This window comes from uncultured Novosphingobium sp. (assembly GCF_964277725.1).
GTDB lineage: Bacteria > Pseudomonadota > Alphaproteobacteria > Sphingomonadales > Sphingomonadaceae > Novosphingobium > Novosphingobium fluoreni.
In genome coordinates, this window is record NZ_CAXYKL010000096.1 from 1 (window position 1) to 11,869 (window position 11,869).

An 11,869-nucleotide genomic window follows, 5' to 3' on the forward strand; every position below is an offset into this window, starting at 1 on the left:
TGATCACGGGTCAGTTCGGGATCGGCCACGATCGCAACCTGCGAGCCGGCGATGTAGAATTCGCGACCAGAAAAGACGCTCGCGTGATCGGTGCAAAGCCAGGCCGCCACGGCGGCAGGATTGCGCAGTTCCGGCATCACGTTGTTCCAAGGCAGTCGTTGCATCGAATTGAGCGGAACATCGAGGCGGGCGCTTTCATCCAAGGTGCGGCGGATGGCGGGTATGTCCATTGTCGAACCCGCGGCAATCGGGCGCACCGCATTCACGCGGACGCCATATTCACCCACTTCCCGCGCCAGGGATCGCGTGAGGCCGGTGACGCCTTCCTTTGCGGCGCTGTAGTTTGTCATGCCCCAGTGGCCCCAGCCCGAGGGCGACGAGTAATTCACGATCGCGCCGCGGCTTTTGATGATATGCTCAAGGCCGGCCTTGATCGTGGCAAAGTAGCCTTTCAGGTTGACCGCGATCACGATGTCAAAATCCTCCTCGGTCATTTCGAGAAGGGGTGCCGGCCGGATGATGCCGGCGTTGTTGATCAGAAAGTCGAGGCGGCCGAAGCTGTCCAGCGCGGCACCTACAAGATTGCGGCCACCCTCCATGGTGCTCATGTTCGAAGTTTCTGCGACGGCTTCGCCGCCCATCGCCTTGATCTCGTCCACTACGGCTTGGGCGATGGACTGATCGGCCCCGCCGCCTATCGGTGCGCCACCCAGATCATTGACGACGACCTTGGCGCCCTGTCGGGCGAACAACAGCGCGGTCTCTCGACCTATACCACGCCCGGAACCAGTGATCGCAACGACACGGCCTTCAAAATGACGATCCACGCACACTCTCCTAGCAATCAGATCACCTGGTTGCAGGAGGTTGTGTCACAGGTGGAAACCTACCGGAAGCCGCACAGCGCGTAGGCCGCCTTCCATCTGTCATCTGATGTCTGGCACAAAACGACGGCCTGCGTGAGCGCAACGGTCAGGCCGGATCCCATTCCAGATAAAGATCACGCATGGTGTTGATGATGCCCGATGACATACGTGGTGCCGTGCCCGATTTGATCCGGAATTCCGGCATGCCGAGCACGAATTCTTCCAGGTATATCTTGATTTCCCGCCGGGCGAGGCGCGCACCCAGGCAGGTGTGCAGCCCGCTGCCAAAGTTCATGTGCCGGCGATTGCGGCGCGCGGGGTCGAAGGTCATTGGATCAGGATTTACCCGTTCGTCCAGTCCAGCCAGAGGGAAGATGCCCAGAATCTGATCACCCTGGCGGATGGAAACGCCGCCCAGGTCCAGATCATGGTGCACGAGCCGGGCGAGGTTGCTGGTTCCGAAACGGCGCGTGATCTCCTCTACGGCGCCGTCGATCAGTTCTGGTTGGGCCCGCAACTGGGCTTGTAGCTCGGGATGCCTGGCAAAGTGCACGGTAGCGAAACTTGTGGTGTTTATCACCGTGTCCAGGCCGCCGGTGACCACCAACTGCACGACATTATGCCGCTCCGTCGGTGTCAGATCGCGATCCGTGACTTGCGCCTGCACCAACATGCTGACGAAATCATCACCCGGATTTTTCTGACGATCCTTGATGAGATCGGCGATGTACGCGTGCGTTTCCGCTTGTGCTTCCTCAGCCCCCGGTTGGCCCGGGACCATCCGCTCGGCCAAATTGGCGAGGTAAGGCGCTTCGCTTTCGGGCATGCCTAAAAGGTTGAGGAACGTCACGATTGGCATGACGCTGGCGAAGTCATGCATGAAATTGCATTCGCCACGCGCCCTTAGCTTGTCAAGGATATCAACCGCAGCGGCGCGAGCCCGGATGCTGGCGCCGTTCAAAGCGGCGGGGGTAAAGGCCTTGGAAACGAGCTTGCGAAACGGCGCATGATCTGGCGGGTCCAGTTGAGACGGACCAGTATGGGGGATAATCCCGATCGGGACGAAGGGCTCTGTATTAGAAAAACGCGCCGCATCGGTGCAAAGCGCAGCAATCTCGTTGTAACGAGTTACTACCCAATGGCCGCCGTAGCGCGGGGTCCAGAAGACATCCGGATGGCTGTCCTGAATGCCTTTCCACAGTGCGTGGACGTCATCAGTATAGCCGTCAACCATCCCGTTTGGATTGTAGAGGTCGAAATCAAAGACCAGTTCTTCAGGTATGTGGCTGGGCTTGATCGCCGTTTGAACGTTCACGACTTCAACTCTCCAACATTTTTGTTTTCTACGATATGACCGCCCACCATTCCAAACGCAATGTTGACGGACGCGCGTGTCCGCCTAGTGCTGTGGCCTCACAAACGTGGCGATACCGTTTTGATGTGCGACGAATACCGGTTTTCCGATAGGAGCCAATGTCGCAATCTCATCCAGCGGCACCGGCATACCGGTGTCTCGTCCACGATAAATCCGGAAAAAAGTCAGTTCGTCGATACGAAACACATGTCGCTCGCCCTGCTCATCTTCAATTTCGATCGCGTTGGCGTCAGCAGCGAGCAGAGTGCCCAATACAGGCACGCCATCAGACTTGCGCGTGCACCGAATATCCATCGACAAACGGAAGTATCGGTCCGAGCGATTGGCCAAGCCGCTATGCGGTGATTCCAAGCTGAACATCAGTAGATCGCCAGGTTCGTACTCGGCGCGACGCCAGCTTTCGGATGGCACGTCGTTCAAGTTGATGCCCCGCGGGGGGCGGCGAAAGTCACCCAGGCGCGGCTTGTGCAGACCCTCGGTGACGGCGAGCCCCCCGGTCGCCTCGTCGATCGGCGCAATCGGGATCCAGCACACGCGCAGCGCCAGACCCTTGTTGTTCGCGCCATCGGCGTGGACGAAGTTGAAGCGGCTTGGCTGATCCGATCCGCCCGGGGGCACGGCGTGGAATTCGGTGTTTGGCACCCATACCACTTCGTCACCCAGCAACTCTTCGAAGAACGACCTGATCTTGGGATTCGCGATAAAATCATCTGCCGGATAGCGGGCAAGCAGCGGGTCGAGATCCGGATCAGCTCCCATGCGGATGGGGTAATCGTCAAGCGGCACGCCGTTATAGATCGCCACGTCGGATCGGCCCGGCTCGACCACGCCGAGGTCATTCAGCACTTCAAGGAATACCGCCCGCACCCGTCCGATCGCATCCTTGTCCAGAACGTCGCGGAAGAACCAGTATCCATCGCGATCCCAGGCCACATCCAACGCCGCGCGATCACCCAGCAGATGGTTCGACACATTGAACTGCGGCATCGCCGGCGTATCGGCGGAAGTGGACGTGATACGTTCCGGAGCCAGCGTGGCCATGATCTTTTATCCTCATCCCGAAATCTGAAGACGCACATGGTTCGTGCGTTACGATAGCCATTGTGCCCCCGTTCGACAGATTGATACCGGCTACGTTCGAACAAAAACCGGATTATATTTGCAGAGGTTGGCGAAGCCGCGCCATGACCGGATGGGCGGTGCCGCAAAACCTGATACCATTTGCGGCGACTCATTCAGTAGGGGGCCAGGCACGATGCCATCGACCTACGACGACGATACGACCGCGCGCATGACACAATGGGTCACGGACCACCGTGAGAGCTATCTTTCCTCCGGCGGCGCACGCGGCCACATCATGGATATGAGTTTTTTGGGTGGCTATCGCTATGAGCCGATGCTGCTGCTGCGCAACGTCGGGCGAAAATCAGGCAAGACGATGATCAATGGTCTGGGGTACACGCAGTTCGGCCCTGAAATCGCGATAGTCGCGTCCAAGGGCGGTGCGGACGATCATCCGCAGTGGTATCTTAATATCCAGGCAGGTAGCCCAGTCGCATTTCAGATCGCGACGCAAGCCTTTGCCGCCACTTGGCGAGAGCCGACCGGCGGTGAAAAGGAAGAAGCCTGGACGTGGGTGATAAAGGGCAACCCGCTGTTTGCCCAATATCGCCAGGTTTCAAAACGCGACATTCCCATCGTGCTGCTCAACCCGCTGGAGGAAATTCCCGTCTTCAGGGAGTGACGCCAGCCCCCCGGCGCCTTCGTCGTGCAGGGCAGGTCGGTGTCCGGCTACTGACGGGTAACGCCCCTCAAGCCGGATTACCGCGCTCGATCAGATCATGCGCCGCCATCGGCCCCACCATGCTGACGCCACCGTCCACCGGCAACAGCACCCCTGTCACGAACCGGGCGGCATCGCTGGCGAGGAACAGCACCGCTTGCGCGATGTCCCAGGCATCGCCCTCCACGCCCAGTGGCCCAATGTCCTTGCGGGCTCGACGCAGGTCGGCATCCATCATGCCCGCGATATGCGGGGTCTGGATATGCCCGGGCGCGATCACGTTGGCACGCACGCCATCGCGCCCATGCATGACGGCGGTTTCGCGCGTGAAGGTGATCAGCGCGGCTTTCGAGGGGCCATAAGCGATATTGCCATAAGCCTGCATCCCCGCGATCGAGGCGATGTTGACGATGGCCCCCTTCCCTGCTGACGTGAAGTGCTGGAGAGCGGCGGCTGTCATGGCCACGGCACTTTGAAAGTTGATGGCGAACACGCGGCTCAGCGCGGCCACATCCAGATCGGTTAGCGAGGTGGCCGTTGCGCTCAAGCCCACATTGTTGACCAGGATGTCCAGCCGCCCCAGCGCCACCGTCGCTTCACCGACCATTGCCGCGCAGCGCTCAGCATCGGCGACGTCGCCAGCGATGGCGACCGCCCTGCCCCCGGCCGCCTCGATCACGGCCCGGACCTCTTCTGCGCGGGATATATCGAGATCAACCACTGCTATCGCCGCCCCGGCACTTGCCAGGGTCAAGGCGATCGAGCGCCCGATGCCCCCTTCCGCGGAGCCGCCGCCAGTGACTATCGCCACGCGGCCGATCAGGTTCGTTCCCGCCGCGCCGGGATGCGCGGCCGGGATCATTGGTGAGCTACCAACTTTGACGCCATCGGCATGCAATTCACACCCTCGACAATGCGAACAATATCATCCGCATCGAGACGCGAACCGGTGACAACGGTTATGCTCAAATCCCTCTCCTCTATAACCGGCAGGTCCTGCATGCTGACCGTTCCGGACATTGACCTTAGGCCTTGAGCGCCTGCCGTGGGCAGGATAAATCCGGGCAGACACCGGATAAAACAGTATGGCCAACAAACTCGCCCTTCTCGTGCTGCCAGGCGCTTCCCTTGCAGGGGTCGGCGTGTGGCAGGACGGCAGGATCTGTCTTCAAGAGCAGGTTCGTCAAACCTTCGCCGCCACCGACAAGCAGGGAATGGACTCAGAATTCTTCACGCTCTCCGTGGATGGAAGGCCAGTGCGCCTGGCTGACCGAACATTGTTCAGCGTCGATGGCGCTGTGACAGATGAGCGGGCTTACAGCTTCATATGGCTTCCCGCGTTTCTGGCAGAAAATGACCAGCAGTTCACTGCAGGGATGAGCCAGGCCGCGACGCTTCATCCCTGGCTGCGAAAGCAGCACGCGCTTGGCGCCACGATCGCGGCCAGCGGCGCGGCAATGCTGCTATTGGCGGGATCGGGCCTTACGCAAGACATGGCGCTGCCCCTTTCGGTGCCCCTGCAGATCAAGGCGCGCAAGATCGATCCTCGTTTGCGATTGTCCCAGCCGACAGATCTGGCCGATCGCGGCGATATCATTCTGTCTCCAGGCGCGGCGCACGATGCGGCAGCCGTGATGCGAGGGTTACAACGTGCATTGACTCACGGGATCGGGCGGTATCTTTCCGCTCTCTACGGATTGCCTGAAGACGAACAGCACGAAAGCGCGACGCCGCAAATGGAGCGCGCCAAATTGCTGCTCGAACAGACGTTTGCGTCCAACATGGCGATCCAGATGGTGGCCGAACGATTATCGATCAGTCCATCTGCGTTCACGCGGCAATTTCGAAAAGCCTTTCATGTATCACCCAAGGCCTACGTTCAGGACCTGCGCCTGTTCTCCGCCAAGACGATGCTGGAGCGCACCAATCGCAAGATCGACGATATCGCCATCAATGTCGGCTATTCGGACTCGCGGCTTTTTCGAATGATGTTCAAGAAAGCAACCGGCCAGTCAGCGCGCGAATGGCGCGCGAACGTTCAGACCGAAAAGGGGCTTTGATCCCTCATCAACAGCCTGAAGCCCTACGTCCGAGGTGATAACCGCCGCTGATCTGCGGCGTCCGCCGCCTCGATCAATCGACAGCGACAATCGCTACCATCACCTCTCGGACGCTTCGGACATCACCGTCTGTTCGGGCCTGACCAAGCGAGCACGAATGGCCGCAGCCAAGGCATCGGCATCGTACGGCTTGGGCAGAACCACGCAGTCCGTGTCACCCGCCACCGCGCCGGGATCACCAGTTGCGAATACGATCAGCGTTTCTGGCCGTAGCGCGCGGGCCGTCACGGCCAGATCCTGGCCCGATGCGCCCGGGAGATTGAGGTCAGTCACCAGCACATCCACGGGCGCTGTCTGCAACGCGGCCAGCGCCTCTTCCGCGCTTGCGGCTTCTACCACGATAAAGCCGGCTTCTTGCAGCATCTCACTGGTGTTAACGCGGATCAGCGCATCGTCCTCCACCAGCAACGCCGTGCGGGACATGACTGAAACAGGCGGGGTGACCGGCGTTGCGGCAGGGATCTGTGCCACTGACGGTACTGCGCCCTGGCCCTGCTGGCGTTGAAGCTCGTTCGCCAGCACATGGCGAAACTTTCGCGCCAGAGCGTCGCGCGTGTAGGGTTTGGACAGAAGCTCGACGCCCTTATCCAGCTTTCCGCCATGGACGATCGAATTCTCGGTATAGCCGCTGGTGAACAGCACGGCCAGGTTGGGCAGCCGTTCGCGAGCCTTGCGAGCGAGCTCCGGGCTTTTTAGCGGGCCTGGCATGACGACATCGGTGAAGAGGATGTCGATGGGGATGCCACTCTCGATCACCGCCAAGGCGCTTGTCGCCTCGGGTGCCTTGAGCACGCGATAACCCAACTCCGACAATGTCTCGACCACGGTGGCGCGCACGTCCTCGTCGTCCTCCACCACGAGCACCGTCTCCGTGCCGCCCTCGATCGGTCCAGAATATGTGGTCACTTCGATATCTTCCGCCTCGGTCGCGCGCGGCAGGTAGAGGCGAATGGTGGTGCCCTCCCCTTCTTCCGAATAGATCTTCACGTGCCCGCCCGATTGCTTGACGAAGCCGTAGACCATGGACAACCCTAGGCCCGACCCCTTCCCTTCGGCCTTGGTCGAAAAGAACGGCTCAAACACTTTGGCGATGATATCGGCCGACATGCCAGAGCCTGTATCGCTCACGGCCAGCATCACGTATTGCCCGGCCTTCACCTCATCGTGGGCGCGCGCATAATCGTCATCCAGATGCGCATTGGCGAGTTCGATCGTCAGCTTGCCCTGGCCATCCATGGCGTCACGCGCGTTGATCGCCAGGTTGAGCAGCGCGTTCTCGATCTGCACCGGATCGATGAACGTATTCCACAGTCCACCCGAAAAGATCGTCTCCACTTCGATCCCTTCGCCGATCGCGCGGCGCAGCATGTCGTCCATGCCTTGTACGAACCGGGTGACGTTGACGACCTTGGGCTCCAAGGCTTGGCGGCGTCCGAACGCGAGAAGCTGGGCCGCCAGCTTCGCCCCCCGCGAGACACCGGCCATGGCGTTGCTAACCCGCGTTTCGGCTCGCGGATTACCTGCAATATCCTTGGAAAGGAGTTGGAGATTGCCGCCGATCACTTGCAGAAGATTGTTGAAATCGTGCGCCACGCCGCCGGTCAGTTTGCCCACGGTTTCCATCTTCTGGGACTGGGCCAGCTTTGCCTCAGCATGGCGGCGTTCCGCGATCTCGTCGATCACGCGGCTTTCCAAGGTTTCGTTCAATTGGCGCAATTGGTCCTCGGCCCGTTCGCGATGCCGGACTTGCCGAGCCAGGCTAGCGGCATGCTCACGCAGTGCCGCTTCGGCCATCCGTTGCTCGGTGATGTCGGTATGGACGCCCACCCATTCGGTAATTTCGCCCGCGTCATTCAGGATCGGCAGGCCGCGGATCGCGAAGGTGCGCCATTCACCATCGTGACGACGCACACGGTGCTCATGGACGAACATGGTGCGCGTTGTGACGGCTTTGTTCCAGGCGATCACGGTAGCCGCCGCGTCATCGGGATGGACGGCAGAGGACCAGCCATAGCCTTCATATTCGGCGCGCCCCTGCCCTGTCAGCGCCGACCAGCCAGGCTGTTCCCCGACCATGCGGCCATCCGCGTTGTTCGTCCATAACACGCCGTGTACCGCGTCCATCGCCGCACGGAAGCGTGCGTTGCTGACGCGGACTTCCGCCTCGCGCGTCGAACGCTCAGCGATGTCGATCCCGAGGATATACACGCCCAGCACTTGGCCCGAGGCATCAACATGCGGCACGTATCGAAATTCCAGCGGTCGCGGTCCTAGATCACGATGTGGCACGATCGTTTCGCCGATAACTGTGCTTCCCATCAACGCGGCGTCCAGGTCGCTCCGCCGGGAGTGATAAAAGTCCTCGCCCATGATCTCACGGATGTGCCGCCCAATCATGGCCTCTGGTGCGATGCCGAACCACGTCTGATAGTTGGCGTTGGCGAAGCGGTAGACGTGATCACGGTCGGCATAAGCCACCAGCATCGGGACCGCGTCGGTAATCCGCCGAAGCTCCGCCTCACTGGCGGCCAGACTGCGTTCCGCCGCGATCCGCGCGCTGTTGTCGATGATGGTACACAGCACTCCGGCAGGCTTACCATCACCGTTGTAGACAGGCGTATAATAGAGCCCCAGCATCATCGTTTCGGGCCCGGTCGGCCGATGGAACGTGATCGGTTGGTCGGCATACGACAGCGTCGCACCCGCTAGCGTATTTTCCAGGACCGGCCTGTTGAACTCCCATACTTCCGGAAACGCCTCAGCTACCGGCGTGCCAAGGGCTGCGGGATGACGATCGCCCGCGATCTCGCGGTATGCGTCGTTGTAAAACATGACGTGGTCGTCACCCCACATGAGAACTTTGGCGACCGGCGAGTTGACGAGGTTTGAAATCGTGGTCCGCAACTCTGGTAACCATTGGTGTGGCGCGCCGAGCCTCGTTTTGCTCCAGTCGTGATTGCGGATCAGATCACCACACTCGCCGCCCGCGATTGGCCATTGGGCGACAACAGAAGCATCCGGTTGGCCACGCTCTCTTTTCAAAGCAGTAAGCCCTGCTCTCATCATATGATCGGCATCGGGATAATAGCCGGCGGCGACACTGGTCTCGACAAAAATCTCGAGATCAGAAGGGAGTGCGATCGTGGTGGGGGTTCGGCTAGCCATGATCCGAGTTGAAGCGGCCTTCCAACCGAGTCAAGAAGCTGAGCGACGATCGATGATCTGGCGCGGGCGCCAATCATTTTTCCTTCTGTAATCGATTTATATCACGCCGCTGCTCGCAGCGGGGGATTCATGATTCTAAAGGATTCTGATTCAGCGTCGAAAAAACTCTATATAGCAGTAGGATACGTCAGTTCACCTGACCGCGTGGGGGGTATGGCCTGTCCCGATGGGGGCCGAAGACTGACCACTTGGGGGCTCTCTCCTGTCCCATCGGGGCAATCCTGGCCGGTTGGGGGTATTACCGGGAATGTCATCCGATTCGCCGATTTGCGCGGGTATTTTGACAGTCTCTCCACAAAGCCAGGTGGTTTTGGGCAGGTCATGGGTAAGAAGCAGCGACTCGCGGCAATTCCAAGAGTCGCGTAGAAAACGTCTGCCGATCAAACCTGACCAGTTGGGGGCAATGTTTGCGTTTATCCTGCCCTGACTTGACGAAGAAGGACAGGTCAGGCACCACAGGTCGCAGTGACGCGCGGATTTTACCCCTTGCGCGAGCAGCAAGAGTTCCATGGCCGACACCACTAAGTCTTCGCTTGCTGGAAACGATCCATCGCCCGGGCGGGCGATGAAAGTCGCGGCTGCCCTCAAGGCGAAGGGCGGGGAGGAGTTCGCAAAGCCCGGTAGCATCGTCGAAGTTAAATTCATTAAAGGCCAGTCCCTCAGCCTGACCGCCTCGCGGCTATTGGCGCTGATGATTTTGACTGCGGGTGGCGACGCCTGGGAGGATAGGCCGCACAGAATGCGCAAGGCCGATATTCGGCGGGGCCATAAAGGCAATGAGCGTATTTCGGAGATGCTGGAAGAGCTCCACCGTACACTTTTCGCCGTCGATGACAAATCGTGGCGCGGCAAAAAGGCGACCTTACGGTTCTCGCTGATCTCATCTTCACGCGAAGAGGCAGAGGATGAGGAGGGTGCTGACGCCGGTTGGATCGAGTGGGAATTTACCCCCGAAGCGCGAAAGCTGATCCAGGAATCCGAGACATACGCTGTCCTCAATCGGCAGGCGGTTCTCGGTTTTCGTTCTGCGTACGCTCTAAAGCTTTACGAGATCGGGGCACTTCGGCTGCACCGGCGCCAATCCGGTTGGCGCGGAGATATGACGGCGCTGCGCGCTTTGCTGGGCATATCGCCTGTGGTCTATAAAGACTTCGCTCAGTTGCGGCGCAAGGTGCTCGAAAAGGCCAAGGCTGAGATCGATCAGCTCGCCCACTTTCGAGTTGAGTGGCGCGAAATTCGACAGGGGCGAACGGTTGCCGAGGTCGAATTCCGCTTCGAGCCTAAGGATGCCCCGGAGCAACTCGCAACGGTTGAAGAGCTTGACCGACATTCCGTGGGCCGCCGCCCCAGGCGAGAAGGGACGACAGAGGCCATTGTCGTGCCGGTGGAACCATCTGCACAACTTCAGCGACGCTCCGAAACGACCACATCTGGCGAAGACCTTTTTCCCGCTGGAACGATTCGGTTTGGTGCCGAACGCTTGGCGGAGATCGCCCGGACTGTCGGTGGGGGGTGGGACATCGATGTGATCGCAGACGCATATCGCGGACACATGGGCGAAAGATTGACGCGGCTCAGCGGGGCAAAACTGATCGCGTCCTGGACCGGTTTTTGCGAAAGCTTTCTCGCCAGGAGAGGCCGTCCGTAGGCAAAATTGCACCGGTGCAATTTTTGATTCCGTGCCCCCAATGGGTCAGGTGGCTGTCGGTATTTGGACGAAAACGCCCCCCTATCTCCGTGTCTCCTGATCAGACCACGGGATGATTTGCAAATCTGACGCCATAGTTGACGATAAAGTGCAAACAAGGCTATGCCATCGCAGGTTTAGCAAGGAGGGCGTCGTGGCTTCATCTATCGATATTGATGGTGCGACAGATACGCTGTCGGTGGCGGCACTTGCGCAGAGGACTAGCTCCGTTCTGCAACGTTTGCGCGATTCTGCACGTAGCGCGCGGGCGGATGAGAGGCGTGAGCCGACGTTTCCTATTGGAAAAGCGGCAGAGCTTGTTGGCCGCACCCCCGCAGCGATCCGCGAAGCCGAAAAAGATGGTCGCCTGCCGCAGCCTCCCCGGACCCAAAACAATCGACGTGTTGGATATACTCTCGCGCAGTTGAACGACATGCGTGGCTTGTTTGGCACCCGTCCATGGCGGACAGGCACCGATCCATGCAGCGTGATTGCCGTTCAGAATTTCAAAGGTGGCGTCGGCAAGTCGACTCTGTCCGTGCACTTGGCGCAGTATCTCGCGATTAGGGGATACCGGGTCGCGCTCATCGATTGTGATAGCCAGGCCTCAGCCACGACCCTGTTCGGTTACGTCCCCGATCTTGACCTTACTGAAGACGACACTCTCTATCCGTTCTTGCGACATGATGACATCGAGTCGTTAGATTATGCCTTACGCAAGACCCACTTCGATGGGTTGGAATTGATACCTGCAAATTTGCGACTGTTTCAATCCGAGTACGAGATCGCAGCGCGCATGGCCCGTGGGCAGGC

The 11,869-nt window shown here is 59.8% G+C and carries 9 protein-coding genes; 4 read left to right on the forward strand and 5 right to left on the reverse strand.

The annotated features are described in order from the left end of the window. The 3 genes from ACHWRX_RS05490 to ACHWRX_RS05500 all read right to left on the reverse strand — a co-directional run. Positions 1 to 827, reverse strand: an 827-nt coding sequence (locus ACHWRX_RS05490; protein WP_394658389.1) for an SDR family NAD(P)-dependent oxidoreductase, incomplete at its 3' end; no start/stop codon positions are given. Between the two features lie 145 nt (positions 828 to 972). Continuing rightward, positions 973 to 2,181 (reverse strand): cytochrome P450, encoded by a 1,209-nt coding sequence (locus tag ACHWRX_RS05495; RefSeq protein WP_394658390.1) that lies wholly within the window; start codon positions 2,179 to 2,181, stop codon positions 973 to 975. A gap of 84 nt (positions 2,182 to 2,265) precedes the next feature. After that, entirely contained in the window at positions 2,266 to 3,282 is a 1,017-nt protein-coding gene (locus ACHWRX_RS05500) for a phytanoyl-CoA dioxygenase family protein (protein WP_394658391.1), read from the reverse strand. A gap of 43 nt (positions 3,283 to 3,325) precedes the next feature. Here ACHWRX_RS05500 and ACHWRX_RS05505 point away from each other — a divergent pair, with 43 nt between their 5' ends. Further along, complete coding sequence (locus ACHWRX_RS05505; protein WP_394658392.1) at positions 3,326 to 3,985, forward strand: nitroreductase/quinone reductase family protein; 660 nt, start codon at positions 3,326 to 3,328, stop codon at positions 3,983 to 3,985. Positions 3,986 to 4,052: 67 nt separating this feature from the next. Here ACHWRX_RS05505 and ACHWRX_RS05510 read toward each other — a convergent pair whose 3' ends face one another. Continuing rightward, positions 4,053 to 4,886: an SDR family NAD(P)-dependent oxidoreductase gene (locus ACHWRX_RS05510; protein ID WP_394658393.1), complete on the reverse strand. Its 834-nt coding sequence runs from the start codon at positions 4,884 to 4,886 to the stop codon at positions 4,053 to 4,055. Positions 4,887 to 5,109: 223 nt separating this feature from the next. Between ACHWRX_RS05510 and ACHWRX_RS05515 the strand changes: the two genes are divergently transcribed. Then, positions 5,110 to 6,084 carry a helix-turn-helix domain-containing protein gene (locus tag ACHWRX_RS05515; protein WP_082668078.1) on the forward strand — a complete coding sequence of 325 codons (975 nt, stop codon included), beginning with the start codon at positions 5,110 to 5,112 and terminating at the stop codon, positions 6,082 to 6,084. A gap of 99 nt (positions 6,085 to 6,183) precedes the next feature. On the opposite strand, the gene ACHWRX_RS05520 is transcribed toward ACHWRX_RS05515, so the two are convergent. After that, on the reverse strand, positions 6,184 to 8,976 hold the full coding sequence (locus ACHWRX_RS05520; RefSeq protein ID WP_394658394.1) for a PAS domain-containing protein: 2,793 nt from the start codon (positions 8,974 to 8,976) through the stop codon (positions 6,184 to 6,186). 958 nt (positions 8,977 to 9,934) lie between these two features. On the opposite strand from ACHWRX_RS05520, the gene ACHWRX_RS05525 reads away from it, so the two are divergent. Both ACHWRX_RS05525 and ACHWRX_RS05530 read left to right on the forward strand, forming a co-directional pair. Then, positions 9,935 to 11,017, forward strand: coding sequence for a replication initiation protein (locus ACHWRX_RS05525; RefSeq protein WP_394658396.1), 1,083 nt, complete (start codon positions 9,935 to 9,937; stop codon positions 11,015 to 11,017). A gap of 193 nt (positions 11,018 to 11,210) precedes the next feature. Further along, a partial coding sequence (locus tag ACHWRX_RS05530) for an AAA family ATPase (RefSeq protein ID WP_394658395.1) occupies positions 11,211 to 11,869 on the forward strand: 659 nt, incomplete at its 3' end.